This window comes from Conexibacter arvalis (genome assembly GCF_014199525.1).
Lineage (GTDB): Bacteria > Actinomycetota > Thermoleophilia > Solirubrobacterales > Solirubrobacteraceae > Conexibacter > Conexibacter arvalis.
Map to the genome: position 1 here is coordinate 184580 of NZ_JACHNU010000004.1, position 16568 is coordinate 201147.

Annotated in this window: 16 protein-coding genes; 9 read left to right on the plus strand and 7 right to left on the minus strand. The window is 73.6% G+C overall.

All coding sequences use genetic code 11. The features are described 5' to 3' along the window. The first annotated feature begins 34 nt into the window (after positions 1-34). Complete coding sequence (locus BDZ31_RS15385; RefSeq protein WP_183343226.1) at positions 35-1255, plus strand: saccharopine dehydrogenase family protein; 1221 nt, start codon at positions 35-37, stop codon at positions 1253-1255. 32 nt (positions 1256-1287) lie between these two features. Here the strand turns inward: BDZ31_RS15385 and BDZ31_RS15390 are convergent, their stop codons facing one another. Both BDZ31_RS15390 and BDZ31_RS15395 read right to left on the minus strand, forming a co-directional pair. Then, a complete protein-coding gene (locus BDZ31_RS15390) occupies positions 1288-3456 on the minus strand; it encodes an MFS transporter (protein WP_183343227.1) in 2169 nt (722 codons plus the stop codon). 58 nt (positions 3457-3514) lie between these two features. After that, the gene (locus tag BDZ31_RS15395; protein WP_183343228.1) at positions 3515-4822 is read right to left on the minus strand and encodes an MFS transporter; all 1308 of its coding nucleotides are present in this window, start codon (positions 4820-4822) and stop codon (positions 3515-3517) included. Positions 4823-4873: 51 nt separating this feature from the next. Here BDZ31_RS15395 and BDZ31_RS15400 point away from each other — a divergent pair, with 51 nt between their 5' ends. Genes BDZ31_RS15400 through BDZ31_RS15410 form a run of 3 tightly spaced genes read left to right on the plus strand, consistent with a single transcriptional unit; the run spans position 4874 to position 7484 of the window. Continuing rightward, complete coding sequence (locus BDZ31_RS15400; protein ID WP_183343229.1) at positions 4874-5860, plus strand: aldo/keto reductase; 987 nt, start codon at positions 4874-4876, stop codon at positions 5858-5860. Between the two features lie 50 nt (positions 5861-5910). Beyond that, the gene (locus tag BDZ31_RS15405; RefSeq protein WP_183343230.1) at positions 5911-6156 is read left to right on the plus strand and encodes a MoaD/ThiS family protein; all 246 of its coding nucleotides are present in this window, start codon (positions 5911-5913) and stop codon (positions 6154-6156) included. Positions 6157-6161: 5 nt separating this feature from the next. Continuing rightward, a complete protein-coding gene (locus BDZ31_RS15410; protein ID WP_183343231.1) occupies positions 6162-7484 on the plus strand; it encodes an acetamidase/formamidase family protein in 1323 nt (440 codons plus the stop codon). Positions 7485-7507: 23 nt separating this feature from the next. Here the strand turns inward: BDZ31_RS15410 and BDZ31_RS15415 are convergent, their stop codons facing one another. After that, positions 7508-8614, minus strand: coding sequence for an alcohol dehydrogenase catalytic domain-containing protein (locus BDZ31_RS15415; RefSeq protein ID WP_183343232.1), 1107 nt, complete (start codon positions 8612-8614; stop codon positions 7508-7510). Positions 8615-8731: 117 nt separating this feature from the next. Between BDZ31_RS15415 and BDZ31_RS15420 the strand changes: the two genes are divergently transcribed. From BDZ31_RS15420 to BDZ31_RS15440, 5 genes are all read left to right on the plus strand, one after another. After that, complete coding sequence (locus tag BDZ31_RS15420; protein ID WP_343075599.1) at positions 8732-9652, plus strand: type IV toxin-antitoxin system AbiEi family antitoxin domain-containing protein; 921 nt, start codon at positions 8732-8734, stop codon at positions 9650-9652. Positions 9653-9845: 193 nt separating this feature from the next. Continuing rightward, the gene (locus tag BDZ31_RS15425) at positions 9846-10295 is read left to right on the plus strand and encodes a transcriptional repressor (protein ID WP_183343234.1); all 450 of its coding nucleotides are present in this window, start codon (positions 9846-9848) and stop codon (positions 10293-10295) included. A gap of 132 nt (positions 10296-10427) precedes the next feature. Then, positions 10428-11321 (plus strand): 3D domain-containing protein, encoded by an 894-nt coding sequence (locus BDZ31_RS25565; protein WP_221243093.1) that lies wholly within the window; start codon positions 10428-10430, stop codon positions 11319-11321. A 41-nt stretch (positions 11322-11362) separates the two neighbouring features. Continuing rightward, positions 11363-11971 (plus strand): NfeD family protein, encoded by a 609-nt coding sequence (locus tag BDZ31_RS15435; RefSeq protein ID WP_183343235.1) that lies wholly within the window; start codon positions 11363-11365, stop codon positions 11969-11971. A 19-nt stretch (positions 11972-11990) separates the two neighbouring features. Continuing rightward, complete coding sequence (locus BDZ31_RS15440; RefSeq protein ID WP_183343236.1) at positions 11991-12752, plus strand: SOS response-associated peptidase; 762 nt, start codon at positions 11991-11993, stop codon at positions 12750-12752. Here the strand turns inward: BDZ31_RS15440 and BDZ31_RS15445 are convergent. The 4 genes from BDZ31_RS15445 to BDZ31_RS15460 are packed head-to-tail and all read right to left on the minus strand — an operon-like array spanning position 12749 to position 16563. Beyond that, positions 12749-13525: a type 1 glutamine amidotransferase gene (locus BDZ31_RS15445; protein ID WP_183343237.1), complete on the minus strand. Its 777-nt coding sequence runs from the start codon at positions 13523-13525 to the stop codon at positions 12749-12751. The genes BDZ31_RS15440 and BDZ31_RS15445 overlap by 4 nt on opposite strands. Before the next feature lies 1 nt (position 13526). After that, positions 13527-14300, minus strand: coding sequence for a methyltransferase domain-containing protein (locus BDZ31_RS15450; protein ID WP_183343238.1), 774 nt, complete (start codon positions 14298-14300; stop codon positions 13527-13529). Then, positions 14297-15694 (minus strand): Mur ligase family protein, encoded by a 1398-nt coding sequence (locus BDZ31_RS15455; protein ID WP_183343239.1) that lies wholly within the window; start codon positions 15692-15694, stop codon positions 14297-14299. Before BDZ31_RS15455 ends, BDZ31_RS15450 begins: the two co-directional genes overlap by 4 nt. Then, complete coding sequence (locus tag BDZ31_RS15460; RefSeq protein WP_183343240.1) at positions 15694-16563, minus strand: diacylglycerol/lipid kinase family protein; 870 nt, start codon at positions 16561-16563, stop codon at positions 15694-15696. The genes BDZ31_RS15455 and BDZ31_RS15460 overlap by 1 nt, the downstream gene beginning before the upstream one ends. Positions 16564-16568: the final 5 nt, after the last annotated feature.

Sequence of the window (16568 nt, forward strand, 5' to 3'; positions counted from 1 at the left end):
ATCCGGTGCGTCGGGGCTGGCGTAGGCTGGCCCCATGCGCATCCTGATCATCGGCACGGGCGGGGTCGGCGCCGCGGCGGCGGCGATCGCGCAGCGCCGCGGCTTCTTCTCCCACATGGTCCTCGCCGACGTCGACGGCGCGCGCGCCCAGACGGTCGCCGACCGGCTCGGCGAGCCCGATCGCTTCAGTGCCGCGCAGATCGACGCCTCCGACGAGGCGGCGCTCGTCGCGCTGATGCACGCGAGCAGAGCCGACGCCATCCTCAACGCCTGCGATCCGCGCTTCAACGAGCCGATCTTCAACGCCGCGCACACGGCGCGCGTCACCTATCTCGACATGGCGATGACGCTGTCGCGGCGCCATCCGACCCACCCCTACAGCGAGACGGGCGTGATGCTCGGCGACGCGCAGTTCGCCGCCGCGCCCGCGTGGGAGGAGGCGGGCCTGCTGGCGCTGGTCGGCATCGGCGTCGAGCCCGGCCTCTCCGACGTCTTCGCCAGATACGCCCAGGACCACCTCTTCTCCGAGATCGACGAGATCGGCGTCCGCGACGGCGCCGACCTCGTCGTCGAGGGCTACGAGTTCGCGCCGACCTTCTCGATCTGGACGACGATCGAGGAGTGCCTCAACCCACCGCTGATCTGGGAGCGCGAGCGCGGCTGGTTCACGACGCCGCCGTTCTCGGAGCCGGAGGTGTTCGACTTCCCCGCCGGGATCGGCCCGGTCGAGTGCGTCAACGTCGAGCACGAGGAGGTCGCGCTGATCCCGCGCTGGGTCCACTGCCGCCGCGTGACGTTCAAGTACGGCCTCGGACGCGAGTTCATCGACGTGCTGAGAACGCTCCACAAGCTCGGGCTCGACTCGACCGAGCCGGTGCGGGTGCGTGGCGTCGAGGTCGCCCCGCGCGACGTCGTCGCCGCGGCGCTGCCCGACCCGGCGACGCTCGGCGAGCGGATGACCGGCAAGACCTGCGCCGGCACGTGGGTGCGCGGGACCGGGAAGGACGGCAGACCGCGCGAGCTCTACCTCCACCACGTCGCCGACAACGAGACGACGATGCGCGAGTACGGCAGCCAGGCGGTCGTCTGGCAGACCGCGATCAACCCGGTCGTCGCGCTCGAGCTGCTCGCGAACGGGACCTGGAAGGGGACGGGCGTGCTCGGCCCGGAGGCGTTCGACGCCGCCCCCTTCCTCGACCTGCTGGCCGACTACGGCGCTCCCCACGGGGTCGAGGAGCGCGGACCGGGCGCGTAGGCCCGCCCCGCGCCGCGCGCCACGCCGCGCCGTTACCGCGTGCCGGTCGTGCCCGGCGGGCGGTGCGGCACCGCCTGGGCCGGCGGCGGCCCGCCGCCGGGATCGTCGCTCAGCGCGCGCGCCAGTCTCGTCAGCATCGCCGCCAGCTCCTCGTGCTGCGCGGGCGACCAGCCGTCGAGCAGCTCCTCCAGGCGGTCGCGGCGGGCGGCGAGGAGGCGGTCGCGGACGGCGACGCCTGCCGGCGTCAGCACGAACGGCACCTCGCCGGCGGCGGCCGCCTCCGGGCCGACGCCGTCGGGCGCCCAGCCGGGGTCGCCGGCGTCGGCGGCGAGCGGGCCGCCGCCGACGTCGCAGGCGTCGACCAGCCGCTCCATCACCAGCTCGCCGAGCGGGATTCTCAGCCGCGCTCGCGGGACGCCGGTCTGCTCCGAGAGCTCCTCCAGCGTCACCGGCGCCAGCTCGGAGACCCGCGCCAGCAGCCAGACGGCCGCGGGCGACAACTCGACGCCGGCCCGCGCCGCCAGCCGCTCGTAGATGCGGCGGCGCGTGTCGCGCCGCGCCAGCACGCTGACCGCGCGCGCGATCTCGTCGTAGGAGGCGTCGGGCTTCGGGACCGCGAAGCTCTCCCCCAGGCCGCTCGACTCGACCGTTCTGCGCAGCGGCACCTCGCGCAGCAGCCACGTCAGCGCGAAGGCGAGCAGCGCGATCGGCACGGCGATCCAGAAGACGGTCTGCAGCGCCTCCGCGTAGGCGTCGACGAAGCCGGTGCGGGCCGCGCCCGGCAGCTGCTGGATCGCGGCCGGGTCGACGCCGCCGCCGTGGCCGCCGCCGGCCCCGGCCAGCGCCGCGGGCAGCCCGCCGGGGAACTGGTCGGCGAGCGTGTCGGTCAGCCGGTTGGAGAAGATCGCGCCGAAGATCGCGACGCCGAAGGAGCCGCCGATCGAGCGGAAGAAGGTCGCGCCGGAGGTGGCGGTCCCGAGGTCTCTGTACTCGACGGCGTTCTGCACCGCGAGCACGAGCACCTGCATCGTCAGGCCGAGGCCGAGGCCCAGCACGAGCATCGACAGCGAGCGCTGCAGGGTGGTGGTCGCGGCGTCCATCTGCGCCAGCAGCGCGAAGCCGATCGCCATCGTGAACGTCCCGGCGATCGGGTAGCGCTTGTACCTGCCGGTGCGGGCGATGATCTGGCCGCTGGCGATCGAGGTCAGCAGGACGCCCGCCATGAGCGGCAGCAGCTGCAGGCCGGAGTCGGTCGCGCTCGCGCCGTTGACGACCTGCAGGAAGAGCGGCAGGAAGGTGATCGCGCCGAACATCCCGAAGCCGACGATGAAGCCGATCCCGCTCGTGACCGCGAAGACGCGGTTGGAGAACAGCCGCAGCGGCAGGATCGGCTCGGCGGCGCGCCGCTCGGCGAGCACGAACAGCGACGTCAGCACGACGCCGCCGGCCGCCAGCGCCAGCGACTGCGGCGAGCCCCACGGCTGCGTCGTGCCGCCAAGGCTGAGGAAGAGGATCAGGCAGCTGACGCCGGTCGCCATCAGCGCCGTCCCGAGCCAGTCGACCGCATGCTGTCTGCGGATGTCGCTGGCCGGCAGCACCGCGGCGATCACGACCAGCGCCACGGCCCCGATCGGCAGGTTGATGTAGAAGATCCACTCCCACGAGAGGTGCTCGACGAAGAAGCCGCCGAGCAGCGGCCCGGCGACCGACGCGACGCCGAAGACGGCGCCGAAGAAGCCCTGGTAGCGGCCGCGCTCGCGCGGGGAGACGACGTCGCCGATGATCGCCTGCGCGCCGACGATCAGGCCGCCGCCGCCGATCCCCTGCAGCGCGCGGAAGAGGATCAGCTCCAGCATCGACTGGCTCAGCCCGCACAGCGCCGAGCCGACGAGGAATATGACGATCGAGACCTGGAAGACGCGCTTGCGCCCGTACAGGTCGCCGAGCTTCCCGTACAGCGGCGTCGAGGCGGTCGAGGCGAGCAGGTAGGCGGTCGTCACCCACGAGATGTGCTCCAGCCCGCCGAGGTCGCCGACGATCGTCGGCAGCGCGGTGGCGACGATCGTCTGGTCCAGCGCGGCCAGCAGCATCGCGAGCATCAGCCCGCCGAAGATCGCCAGCACGCGGCCGTGGGAGACCTGCGGCGGCGCCTGCGCGCCCGCGCCGCCGCCCGACCCCGGCGCCATCTCGCTCGTGCTCATCGTCACGTTGGTACCCGTTCGCCACCGGTTGGCGTCCATCGCGACGGGTCGCCTCGCGCTACGACGCGTCGTTGAGCGACGACGGCTCGTAGACGGCCTTCATCGTGCGCACGAACCAGAGGCTCGCGAGCACCGTCCCGCCGCAGATGATCCACATCGCCTGGTAGCCCTCGGTCTCGTCGAAGGGACCGGCGAAGACGTCGACGGCGGCCCCGGTCAGCAGCGGGCCGAGCATCGTGCCGATCCCGCGGCTGAGGCTGTAGAAGCCGGTCAGCGCGCCGTGCGAGCCGCTCGGCATGTGCGGCATCAGCAGCGCGTAGGGCAGCGTCATCAGCGTGCCGCCGCCGAACGCCGCGACCGGCGCGATCAGCGCGAGCGGCAGCGTCTCCGTCGTCACCGCCGGCACCAGCAGGCCGAGCCCGTAGACGATCAGCGTGACCTGCAGCACGCGCAGCTGCCCGTAGCGGTCGGCGAGCATCCCGCTGACGACCGCCCCGCCGAGCACGAAGCAGGCGGCGCCGCCGACGATCAGCGCGGCGCTGCCGACCTCGATCCCGAGCCCGATCGTCACGTACAACAGCACGAAGGTCTTCAGCGCGCCGAGCGACGCCTCCCACAGCGCGTTGGCGGCGAGGTAGGCCTGCAGGCCGGGCCGCCCCTCCACCAGCATCCGCAGCTCGCGCACGGCGGCGCCGAGCGGCTTCGGGTGCTCGGGCTCCTGCCATCTGCGGCCGGGGGTGGGGACCATCCGGTGGATGAAGAGCACCATCACCGCCAGCGTCACGACCGCCGCGACGACGAACGGGACCCACGGCGAGAGGTCGAACAGCAGGCCGCCGGCGACGAGCGCAAGGCCGGTCGCCGCGCCGCGCCAGATCGCCTGGACGCTCTGCGAGCGTCCGGCGCGCTCGTCGGAGACGAGGTCGGGGTAGAGCGCGCGGTAGGGCTCGTACGCGACGAAGTAGGCGGCGAAGAAGATCAGCACCAGGCCGAGCGCGATCACCAGGCCGCCGGCGAAGCCGAGCAGCGCGAGCGCGACGACCAGCGGCGGCGTCGCGACGATCAGGAACGGCAGGCGCCCGCCGATCGGCGATCTCAGCTGGTCCGACCAGGTCCCGACGACGAGCGGGAGGACGAGCGCCAGCAGCCCCTCGCTGCCGATCAGGACGCCGACGACCAGCGAGCTGTCGGTGAACTCCTGCGCGACCAGCGGCAGGTACGTCGTGACGACCGTGATCGACAGCGCCAGCCCGAACGTCGGCAGCCCCAGCAGCCAGATCGCGCGCCGCTCTTGGTGAACCCGGTCGCGCTCCCGATCGGAGGGGTCCGGCGGCGGAGTCGGCGGCGGTGAGTCGGTCGCTGCCACGCTGCCGGTGGGTCTACCCTGCGATGAGGGCCTCGACGCGAAAGGATCGCCATGTCACTGGAGCAGCGCAGACTCGGAACGCAGGGGCTGGTCGTGTCCAAGGAGGGGCTCGGCTGCATGGGGATGTCGGCCTTCTACGGGGCGACCGACGAGGACGAGGGGATCGCGACGATCCACCGCGCGCTCGAGCTCGGCGTCGCCCTGCTCGACACCGCCGACATGTACGGTCCGCACACCAACGAGCGGCTGGTCGGCAGAGCGATCGCCGACCGCCGCGACCAGGTCGTGCTGGCGACGAAGTTCGGCAACGTCCTGCACGACGACGGCACGCGCACCGTCGAGGGCTCGCCCGACTACGTCCGCTCCGCCTGCGACGCGTCGCTGAGACGGCTCGGCGTCGACCACATCGACCTCTACTACCAGCACCGCGTCGACTTCGACACGCCGATCGAGGAGACGGTCGGCGCGATGGCCGAGCTGGTGGAGGCCGGCAAGGTCCGCTACCTCGGCCTCAGCGAGGCCTCCCCCGCGACGATCCGCCGCGCCCACGCCGTCCACCCGATCAGCGCGCTGCAGACCGAGTACTCGCTGTGGACACGCGACGTCGAGGCGGAGATCCTGCCGACGCTGCGCGAGCTGGGGATCGGCCTCGTCCCCTACTCCCCGCTCGGCCGCGGCTTCCTCACCGGCACGATCAGATCGCCGGCCGACCAGCTCGACGCCGGCGACTTCCGCCGCGCCAACCCGCGCTTCGCCGGCGAGGCGCTGGAGCGCAACCTCGCGCTCGTCGAGCGGATCCGCGCGATCGCCTCCGAGAAGCAGGTCACGCCCGGCCAGCTGGCGCTCGCGTGGGTGCTGGCGCAGGGCAAGGACGTCGTCCCGATCCCGGGCACGAAGCGGCGCAGATACCTGGAGGAGAACGTCGCCGCCGCGGCGATCTCGCTCAGCGCCGACGATCTCGCCCGCATCGACGCCGCGGCGCCCGTCGGCGCCGCCGCCGGCGAGCGCTACCCCGACATGTCGACGATCGACCGCTGAGGCGCGCGCCTCCCAGCAGCCCGCTTTCCGGTCACCGGTAACGTGAGGTCATGCGTGTGAAGGTCCGCCTCGGCGCTGGACTGGCCCGTCTCGCAGCGGCGCCGCTGCTCACGCTCGACCTCCCCGACGGCGCGACGGTCGCCGAGCTGCGGTCGCGGCTCGGCGCCGAGCAGCCGGAGCTGGCGCCGGCGCTCGCGTCGGCGCTGCCGGTGCGCGCCGGCAGCCACGTGACGGCCGCCGACGCGCTCGCCGACGGCGACGAGGTCGCTCTGCTGCTCCCCGTCTCAGGAGGCTGATCCAGATGGCTGTCGAACCCGCCACCGCCGCACCCCATCGCACCGTCTTCGTCGACACCTTCACCGACGGGCTGCTCGGCCCCGAGGTGCCGATGCTCGGCCCGGTCGCCGACGGCGGCCACATCGTCGTCAACACGGCGCCCGGCTGCTGGGGGCCGATGATCACGCCCGCGATCCGCGGCGGCCACGAGGTCGCGCGGCCGGTCGCGGTCGCCGGCGCCGAGGTCGGCGACGCGATCGCGATCCGCATCAAGGACATCTCCGTCACCTCGATCGCGACCTCCTCCGGCAACGACCAGGCGATGGAGGGCCGCTTCAACGGCGATCCGTACTGCGCCGCGGTCTGCCCCGGCTGCGGCGACGAGTGGCCAGCCACGCGCGTCGACGGGATCGGCGAGACGTCGGTCCGCTGCGCCAGATGCGGCGCCGACGCGACGCCGTTCACCTTCACCAACGGCTACACGATCGCGTTCGACGAGCAGCACACCGTCGGCGTGACGGTGCCGCGGGAGACGGCCGAGGGCTTCGCGCGCGACGCCGCCCGCGCCGCCGGACTCCCGGACGGCTCGCGGCAGAACCCGATCCTGACGTTCGCGCCCCACGACCTCGTCGCGCTCGCGACGCGCCTGCGCCCGTTCATGGGCCAGCTCGGCACGACGCCCTCGACGACGATCCCCGACTCGCACAACGCCGGCGACTTCGGCTCCTTCCTGATCGGCGCCCCGCACAGGTACGCGCTCAGCGCCGAGGAGCTGCAGCGCCACAAGACCGACGGCCACCTCGACGTCGACGCCGTGCGCGCCGGCGCGATCCTGATCTGCCCGGTGAAGGTGCCGGGCGGCGGCGTCTACATGGGCGACATGCACGCGCTCCAGGGCGACGGCGAGATCGCCGGCCACACCGCCGACGTCTCCGGCACCGTCACGCTCCAGGTCGAGGTGATCAAGGGGCTGGCGATCGACGGCCCGATCCTGCTGCCGGTCGCCGACGACCTGCCGTTCCTCGCCAAGCCGCTGACGGCGGAGGAGAAGGCGAAGGCGGCGGCGCTCGGCGCCCGCCACGGCGTGAGCGAGCTGGAGGCGTCGCTGCCGATCTCGGTGATCGGGACCGGCCCCGACCTCAACAGCGCGACCGACAACGGCCTCGCGCGCGCCGCCGAGCTGCTCGGCGCGACCGTCCCGGAGATCATGAACCGCGCGACGATCACCGGCGCGATCGAGATCGGCCGCCACCCGGGCGTCGTGCAGGTGACCTTCCGGGCGCCGGTCGCGGCGTTGGAGCAGCGCGGCCTGATCGCATACGCGGAGGAGCAGTACGGGGCGGCCTGACGGCCGCCCCGCGCCCCCGCCGCTCAGGCGAACTCGATCACGCTGCGGATGCCGTCCTGCGCGTGCATCAGGTCGAAGCCCTTGTTGACCTCGTCGAGCGTGATGCGGTGGGAGATGAAGGGGTCGACGTCGATCTCGCCGGCCATCCAGCGGTCGATCAGCTCCGGCACGTCTCTGCGGCCCTTCAGGCCGCCGAAGGAGGAGCCGGCGATGCGGCGTCCCTGGATCAGCCAGCGCGGGATCACCTCGAGGTGCTCGCCCTTTCCGGCGACGCCGGCGACCGTGCAGAGGCCCCAGCCCATCCGCGCCGCCTCGACCGCCTGTCTCATCACGCTGACGAGGCCGGTCGCCTCGAAGGTGTAGTCGGCGCCGAAGCCGTCGGTCATGTCGAGGATCCGCTGCACGGTGTCGTCGCCGCCGACGAGCAGGTCGGTCGCGCCCTGGCCTCTGGCCAGCTCGAGCCGCTCGGGCGAGAGGTCGACGCAGACGATCCGCTCCGCGCCGGCGAGCCGCGCGCCGGCGACCGCGCCGAGGCCGACCATGCCGGCGCCGAAGACCACCGCCGTCGAGCCGGGCTCGACCTGCGCCGTTCTGAGCGCCGCGCCGAGGCCGGTCGAGAGGCCGCAGGCGAACAGCGCCGCGCCCTCCAGCGGCGCCTCCGGGTCGATCTTCGCGAGCGCGATCTCCGGCATCACCGTGTACTCGGCGAAGGTGCTGGTGCCCATGAAGTGGCGCAGCTCCTCGCCGTCGCGCTTCAGCCGGGTCGTGCCGTCGGGCAGGTAGCCGGCGTTCTGCTGCGCGCGGATCTTCATGCAGAGGTTGGTCTTGTCGCTCTTGCAGTGGACGCACTCGCCGCACTGGGGCGAGAAGAGCGTCACGACGTGGTCTCCCGGTCTCACGAGCGTCACGTCGGCGCCGACCTTCTCCACGACGCCCGCGCCCTCGTGCCCGAGCACGCACGGCGCGTAGCCGGAGGGATCCGCGCCGGAGGCGGTGTACATGTCGGTGTGGCAGACGCCGCAGGCGACCAGCCGCACCAGCACCTCCTCCGGACCGGGCTCCGTCAGCTCGACCGTCTGCACCACGAGCGGCTTGCCGAACTCTTCCAGGACTGCTGCGCGAATCTCCATGGCGCTGGAGGCTAACGCGGCACGCTCAGCGTGTCCGCCCGCGCAGGCGCCGATGGCACGATCCCTGCCATGCCCGCCGCGCCCTCCGAGCATCGACTTTCCGCACGTCCTGAGCACGTGCGGAAAGCCAATGCGCCCGACTGCGCCGCCGCCGAGCTGGCAGATCGCCAGCACGGTGTGGTGAGCCGGCGGCAGCTCGTCGATGCGGGGCTGACGCCGACGATGATCCAGACGCGGTTGGCGCGCGGGCAGCTCGTGCCGCTCCACCGCGGCGTCTACGCGCTCGGCCACCGGCGGCTGGCGAGATTCGGCTTCTGGACGGCCGCCGTCCTCGCCGCCGGCCCCGACGCGGCCTTGAGCCACCGCGACGCGGCGGCGCTGCACGGCCTCCTCTCCTTGGAGCGGGCGCGGATCGACGTGACGAGCCCGCGGCGGATGGCGAGCACCGCCCGGATCGACGCGCACGACCGGCGCGCGCTGCCGGCGGACGAGCGGACCGCCATCGCCGGCATCCCGGTCACGACCGTCGAGCGGACGCTGGTCGACCTCGGCGAGGTCGTCCCGGCGCACCGCCTGCGCAAGGCGCTCGCCGAGGCGGAGCGGATGCGAGCCGCCGACGCGCACCGGCTCGCGGCAGCGATGGAGCGGACGCGCGGCCGGCGCGGCGGCGGCCACGCCGCGCTGACCGCGGCGCTCGCCGAGCTGCGCCGCCACGGCCCGCAGCGGACGCGCTCGGAGGCCGAGGACCTCTTCCTCGACCTCGTGATCGAGCACCGCCTCGCGCGGCCGCGGATGAACATGCTGGTCGACGGGGCCGAGGTCGACGCCGTGTGGCCCGCGCAGCGGGTCGCGGTCGAGGTCGACGGCGCGGCCTATCACTGGACCGATGACGCCCGCGAGCGCGACCGGCGCAAGTCCAACCGGCTCGCGGCCGCCGGCTGGCGCGTCCTCCGGTTCGACTGGTGGGAGGTCAGCGAACCGCCGCGCCGCGCCGCCGTCGCCGCGGCCCTCCGCGCCGCCGGAATCCCACACGAATGAGGCGCTTCGCGGCCGCATTGGCTTTCTGCACGTGCTCACGACATGCAGAAAGCCCATGCAGAACGAGGCGGGCGTGGTGGGCGCGCGGCGCGGGCGCGGCGGGCGAGGGGGCGCGCGGCGGCGGGCGCGCGCGGTGACGTCCGGTGGGGCGCTAACGCAAGTGACTTAAATGTCCTGCGGTATCATCGGCCGCGTGACGACCGACACCGACGCAGTCGACCGCGACCTGATCGAGCGCCTGCGCGCCCGGGGGCAGCGCGTCACCTCGCAGCGGCTGGTGATCAACCGGATGCTGCGCTCGCGCGACCAGCACGTCACGGCTGAGGAGGTCCTCGGCGCCGTCACCAAGACGCTTCCCGGCACCTCGCTGCCGACCGTCTACGCGACGCTGGAGCTGTTCGAGCAGCTCGGCATCGTGCGGCGGGTCAACTCCGGCGGCGGCGCGGTCCTGTTCGACTCGCGCACCGTCGATCACCACCACCTCATCTGCCGCTCGTGCGGCGCCGTGCAGGACCTCGACCACGAGGTGTCGCTCGACGGCGTGCTCGACGCGGCGCGCGAGACCGGCTTCGCGCCCGGCCGCGCGGCGATCGTCGTCGACGGCGTCTGCGCCAGCTGCGGCGGCGAGCCGTCGGCGAGCTGACCGCTCGCCCGCACGCCCGCTCCAGATCGGCCGCGACCGGTCGATCGCTTGCATGGGACCACGGGCCGGGCCGGATCGCGTAGCCTGGCGCGCAGCTTTTGGCGCGTTCCCGTGTTGAAGCATTCCGTGACCGTGAGACGTACATCGATTCTCGCCGGCCTCGCCGCCCTGCTGGTCTCCGCGGCGGTCGCCCCGGCGACCCACGCGAAGCCGATCCGCAGAGCCGGCTGGCTCAGAGGCGTCACCGTGACCGAGTACTACCCCGCGCCCGAGTGGTGGTTCATCGGCAAGAAGGTCAAGACGCCCGGCCTCTCGCGGCTGTCGCGGATCGACTGGCTGTACTCGTCGAAGGGGATGTCGATGGAGGGCGACGGGATCGGCCTCGACGGCAACCGCTACCACATCGCAGGCCTCGGCAACGGCGGCTGGGTGAACGAGCGCGGCCGGCCGAGCATCCCGACCGCCAAGGGCTGGCGCGGCGGGAGCCCGTTCTGGCGGGCCGGCGGCTACTGGACCGCGCGCAACCGCTCGGTCACCTTCCCGCTCGACGGCGGCGGCTGGTCCAACGGCCGCGGCGTCAGATACCGCCCGCTGCCAGGCGTCAGCTTCGGCACCGGCCCGTCGCGGCCGCTGAAGTACTACCGCTCGGTCGCCGTCGATCCCGACCTGATCCCGATGGGCAGCAAGGTCTACATCGCCGCGTACCGCACCAGCGCGGGCGGCGGCTGGTTCAGCGCCGACGACGTCGGCGGCGCGATCATCGGCCGCCACGTCGACGTCTACCGCACGCCGCCGGCGAGCAAGGAGATCGGCGGCGGATACCTGAAGAACCAGCGGATCTACGTCCAGCCGCCGGGCGCGAAGGCAGCCCGCAACGCCCCGCCGAGGGCGAAGCCGAACCGCTCGGCGACCCCGAGCGTCCCGGTGCCGCAGCCGCCGGCGACCCTGTCGGACCCGTCGGGCGGCGCGAAGGCGCCGGAGGCGCCTCCGATCGCCGCCGCGCGGGCCCGCTCCACCCCCGCGTGACGCGCCGCCGAGCCGGCGCCGCCCACTAGACTGGACGGCATATGGCGAAGCAGCAGAAGCAGCGTCCGATGAGAATGGAGCAGCGCGGCTCGCTCGAGGCGATGCAGCGGCTCGAGGGCCGCAGCGACGAGGATCTCGCGGCCGAGACGAAGTTCAAGGCGGCCGCGTACGCGATCCTTGGCGCCCGCGCGGCGGAGCGCTACGACGCGAAGGCGACCCGCGCCTGGTACTCCAGAGCGATAGCGGCCGCGCGGCCGCAGGAGCGGCTGCAGCTGCGTCGCATGGCCGACGCCTCGATCGCGCTCGCCGAGCGCCGCGCCGGCGACCTCAAGGATGCCGTCGAGAAGCTCGGCCAGAGACCGCCGAGCAACCGCCAGCTGCTGATCCTCCAGTTCATGGGCCTGCTCGCGCCGCCGCCCGGGTCGAGCATCCTGATCCGCCTGCGCGGCTACGCGATCATCATCGGCCTCTTCGTCGTGCTGCTGGCGATCGGCTTCGGCCTCGCCAAGCTCGTCGCGCTCCCGTTCGGCGGCGTCGGCACGATCGGCGGCTTCCTGCTCGGCATCGTCCTGATCATCGTGATCCTCGGCGTGATGGCGCTGCTCGGACGACGGCGGCAGGCGCGCGCACGCGCGAAGGCCGCCGGCTGACGACGGAGGCGCTCGCACGATGTGCGGACGCTTCACGCTGGCGACGACGACGGCCGACGAGCTGCGGGACCGCTTCCCGCTCGGCGAGTCGGCCGTCGAGATCAGACAGCGCTTCAACGTCGCGCCCGGCGACCAGGTCGTCACGGTCGGCGTGCGCGACGGCGCGCCGACCGGCCGCATGCTCAGATGGGGCCTGGTGCCGCCGTGGGCGAGAGATCCGTCGATCGGCTACCGGCTGATCAACGCGAGAGCGGAGACGGTCGCCGAGAAGCCGGCCTTCCGCACCTCGTTCGCCAGACGGCGCTGCCTGATCCTCGCCGACGGCTTCTACGAGTGGGAGAGAGCCGGCAGAGCGAAGCAGCCGTTCCACATCACGCGCGAGGACGGCGCCCCGTTCGCCTTCGCCGGTCTGTGGACCGGCTGGAAGGACCCGACGATCGAGGACGAGGACGCCGCCTGGCTGCGCACCTGCACGATCGTCACGACGCACGCGAACGACAAGATCGCCGGGATCCATCCGCGCATGCCGGTGATCCTCGCGCCGGGCGACGAGCAGACCTGGCTCGACCCGGAGACCCCGGTCGAGCGGCTCCACCAGCTGCTGGCGCCGCTGCCGGCCGCCGAGACGCACGCCCGCGCCGTCTCCAGAGCGGTCAACGACGCCCGCTACGACGGGCCGCACTGCCTCGACGAGGCCGAGCCCGACGACCTCGCCGCCTTCGCCGCGGCCGTCAACGCCGCGCAGGCGCCGGCGGCGCCGAGACAGGACGGGCTCTTCTAGGCGCCCGCGGCGCGGCGGGCCTCGACGTGGGCCGCCGACTCGAAGGTGTCGTCGAGCGGCTCCAGCGGCTCGTCGCGGCCGAGCGCTCTGGCGATCAGCCAGTCGGCCAGCCAGGCGTTCTTCGGCAGCAGCGGGCCGTGCAGGTAGGTGCCGATCACGTTGCCGCGGCGGACGCCCTCGAACCCGCTTCTGCCGTCGTTGCCGTGGCCTCTGAGGACGCGGCCGAGTGGCTGCTCGCCGGGCCCGAGATGGGTGCGGCCGCCGTGGTTCTCGAAGCCTGCGAGCACTCTCGGCCCGTCGCCGAGGTCGACCTCGATCGCGACGTTGCCGATCAGCCGCGGGCCGTCGCTGCGGACGGTCTCCAGGTCGACGAGGCCGACGCCCGGCAGCGTCTCCTCTCCGAGCTCGTAGGAGTGGCCGAGCAGCTGGTAGCCGCCGCAGACGGCGAGCAGCGCGGCGCCGCGCGCGACGGCGGCGTGGATCCCGTCCCGCTTCACCTGCGCGAGGTCGAGCGCGCACAGCTTCTGGTCGCGGTCCTGACCGCCGCCGATGTAGAAGAGGTCGCACTCCTCCCCCGCCCGGCCGAGCTCCTCCCCCAACCCGACCGGCACCAGCTCGAAGCCGATCCCGCGCCACTCGCAGCGCCGGCGCAGCAGCAGCAGGTTGCCGCGGTCGGCGTAGATGTTCATCAGGTCGGGATAGAGCGCGCAGACGCGCAGGGTGGCGGCCGGCTCGCTCACGGTGGTCTGGGGCGCGGGGGCTGGTTCGCTCATCTCAGGCACGGAGCAGGACGACCTCGCTGCCGACGTGCTCCTCGGTCGCGCCGATCCGCCCGCGGCCCGCGTCGCGCAGACCGGCGGCGGCCGCCTCGGCGGCGAGCGCGTCCCCGTCGAGGGTATCGAGGTGGATCGCGTCGCCCTCCGCGCTGCGGCGGCCGCTCGGCGATACGACCTGGCGGATCCGCTCGATCGTGATCCCCGCGGGCCCCGGCCGCACCGCGACCGGCTGGCTGACGTAGACCCACCCGTCGCGCTCGACGATGTCGGGGAGCGGCGGCTCGGTGTGCTCGGCGTCGAAGCCCTCCAGCGCGTCGGCGAGCGCGCAGGCGAGCAGGCCGCCCGGCGCCAGGCAGGCCTTGACGCTGCGCAGGAAGCCCGCGCGGCCGTCGCGGCCGCCGAGCAGCTGGACGGTCTGCATCGGCGCGACCACGAGCGGGAAGGCGCGGCCGGGGAAGGCGAAGTCGCGCGCGTCGGCGGCGACCGTCTCGATCCGCTCGGCGATCGCGGCGCCGGCCCGCTCCGCCCGCCCGCGCAGCTCCTCGAGGAAGCGCGGCTCGAGGTCGAGCGCGACGACGCGGCGGCCGGCGCGCGCGAGGTCGAGCGCGACGCGGCCGGTGCCGGCGCCGAGGTCGAGCACCGGGTCGCCCTCGGCCGCCGCCAGCTCGCGCCACAGCGCCAGGTCGGCGTCGTAGCTCCCGCACTCGAGGTCGTGCCAGAGCACCGGGCCGGCGGCGCAGCCGGGCTCGTCGTGGGCGTCGGCGGCGGTCACTGCCAGTACTCCGGCGCCAGCCCGCGTCTGGCGAGCAGCTCGCGCAGCGCCAGCAGCGCGGTGTAGGTGGGCAGCGCGAACAGCGTGCCGTCGCCGTCGGCGCGGGCGGCGTCGAGCGCCCGCTCCAGCTCCGGCACGACGACGAGCCGCTCGGGGTCGACGCCGGCGTACTTGAGCCGCAGCGCCAGCTCGGCTGCGCGCGTGCCCGCGCAGGTGACGCGCCGCACGCGCCCGGCGAGCAGCTCGAAGTCGGCGTCCCACACCCACGAGACGTCGCGACCGTCGGCGACGTTGTCGTTCAGGACGGCGAGCACGTCGACCTGCTCGGGCTCGAGCGCGAGCGTCCGCAGCACCTCGTTGGCGCCGGCCGGGTTCTTGATCAGCAGGATCGACAGGTCGCGCTCGCCGAGCGAGATCGTCTCGGCGCGGCCGAAGGCGGCGGCGACCTGCTCCAGGCCGGCGACGATCTCCGCGAACGGGACGCCGAGCGCATGGCAGAGCGCCGCGGCGCCGAGCGCGTTGTAGACGTTGTAGAGGCCAGGCAGCGGCAGCTCGACCGTCGCCACCTGCTCCCCGCCGCCGTTCCCGTCGTCGGCGATCCGCAGCGCGAAGGCGGCGCCACGCGTGCCGCGCAGCTCGACCCGCTCGGCGACGACGGCAGGGCGCGGGCGGCGCTGGCCGCACCGCGGGCAGTGGTAGTGGCCGAGGTGGCCGAGGTAGACCGCGTCGTACTCGTAGGCGTGACCGCATCTGCGGCAGTGCTTGGAGTCGGAGGCGTGCTGCATCTCCGGCAGCGCCATCGCGTCGTCCTCGACGCCGAAGAAGACGACCCGCGGCTGCTCGCGGCCGAGGTCGGCGACGAGCGGGTCGTCGGCGTTCAGCACCAGCTGCGTCGCGGCGCCGTGGCGGGCGACGATCTCGGCCCAGCGGTCGGCGATCGTCTCCAGCTCGCCGTAGCGGTCGAGCTGGTCGCGGAAGAGGTTGCCGAGCAGCAGCTTGCGCGGCTTCAGCTCCTCGACCAGCTGCCCGAGCCAGAACTCGTCGACCTCGAACAGGCCAAGCTGGCCGTCGATCCCGCCGCCTCTCGCGGCGCCGAGCAGCGTCGAGGCGATCCCGCCGGCCATGTTCGCGCCGGCGCGGTTGTGGACGAGCCGCGTGCCGCGCCGCTCGAGGATCGAGGCGACCATCGCGGCGGTCGTCGTCTTGCCGTTGGTGGCGCTGATCGCGACCGATCCCTGCGGCAGGCGGCCGGCGAGCGCGCCGATCGCGTGCGGCTCCAGGCGCATCAGCACCTTGCCCGGCAGGCTGGTGCCGCCGCCGCGGCCGGCGCGGCGCGCGACCGTCCCCACGGCGCGGGCGACGGCGATCTTCGCTCCGAGCGTCCGGCCCGCCATCACGGGACGAGCATGCGCACGGCACCCGGGACCGTGCGGACCGTCGCTGGCAGCTCACCGATCGGATCGCCGTCGGCGTAGAGGGTGAAGGGGCGGTCGCAGCTGATCGTGACCTCGCGGCCGCGGCGCACGTCGACCTCCGGGTTGCGGACGTGCGTGCCGCGGAAGACCTTCGGAAGCTGGGAGACGAAGCGGGCGCGGGAGACGTGCGTGATCGTCACGACGTCGAAGAGGCCGTCGTCGAGCTGCGCGTCCGGTGCGAGGTACATCCCTCCACCGTACGCGGAGCCGTTCGCGCAGGCGACGTTGTAGCCGGTGAACGTTCGCGCGGCGCCGTCGATCTCGACCTCGAAGCTCGCCGCTCTCCACGTCGCGAGCGCGCGCAGCGCCGCGTAGGCGTAGGCCGGCGCGCCCGGGATCCTGGTCGCGTTCGCGATCCGGTTGGCGTCGGAGTCGAAGCCGCAGCTGGCGATCCCGACGAAGCGCTTGTCGCCGACGGCGCCGAGGTCGATCCGCCGCTCGCGCGGATGCTCGAAGACGGTGCAGGCGGCGACCGGCGAATGCGGGATCTTCAGTGCGCGGGCGAAGTCGTTGCCGCGGCCGCCCGGGAGGACGGCGAGCAGGCCGTCGCTGCCGTCGAGCGCCCCCGCGACGGCGCCGACGATCCCGTCGCCGCCGAAGGCGCAGGCGACCTCGCCGGCCTGCGCCGCGGCGAGCGCCAGCTCGCGGGCGTGGTCGAGGTCGCGCGTGCGCTCGACGTGGTAGCCGATCCGGTGCGCGCGCAGCCATCTCTCGACGCCCGGCAGCAGGCGCAGCAGACGGCCTCCGCCGGCCGACGGGTTGACGATCAGGGCGACGTCCCGGTCCATCTCGA

Excerpts from the sequence above, each read along its gene's own strand:
- BDZ31_RS15385 (WP_183343226.1), top strand. The coding sequence starts at position 35 with ATGCGCATCCTGATCATCGGCACGGGCGGGGTCGGCGCCGCGGCGGCG.
- BDZ31_RS15390 (WP_183343227.1), bottom strand. The coding sequence starts at position 3,456 with ATGAGCACGAGCGAGATGGCGCCGGGGTCGGGCGGCGGCGCGGGCGCG.
- BDZ31_RS15400 (WP_183343229.1), top strand. The coding sequence starts at position 4,874 with ATGTCACTGGAGCAGCGCAGACTCGGAACGCAGGGGCTGGTCGTGTCC.
- BDZ31_RS15405 (WP_183343230.1), top strand. The coding sequence starts at position 5,911 with ATGCGTGTGAAGGTCCGCCTCGGCGCTGGACTGGCCCGTCTCGCAGCG.
- BDZ31_RS15410 (WP_183343231.1), top strand. The coding sequence starts at position 6,162 with ATGGCTGTCGAACCCGCCACCGCCGCACCCCATCGCACCGTCTTCGTC.
- BDZ31_RS15415 (WP_183343232.1), bottom strand. The coding sequence starts at position 8,614 with ATGGAGATTCGCGCAGCAGTCCTGGAAGAGTTCGGCAAGCCGCTCGTG.
- BDZ31_RS15435 (WP_183343235.1), top strand. The coding sequence starts at position 11,363 with ATGGCGAAGCAGCAGAAGCAGCGTCCGATGAGAATGGAGCAGCGCGGC.
- BDZ31_RS15440 (WP_183343236.1), top strand. The coding sequence starts at position 11,991 with ATGTGCGGACGCTTCACGCTGGCGACGACGACGGCCGACGAGCTGCGG.
- BDZ31_RS15445 (WP_183343237.1), bottom strand. The coding sequence starts at position 13,525 with ATGAGCGAACCAGCCCCCGCGCCCCAGACCACCGTGAGCGAGCCGGCC.
- BDZ31_RS15455 (WP_183343239.1), bottom strand. The coding sequence starts at position 15,694 with ATGGCGGGCCGGACGCTCGGAGCGAAGATCGCCGTCGCCCGCGCCGTG.
- BDZ31_RS15460 (WP_183343240.1), bottom strand. The coding sequence starts at position 16,563 with ATGGACCGGGACGTCGCCCTGATCGTCAACCCGTCGGCCGGCGGAGGC.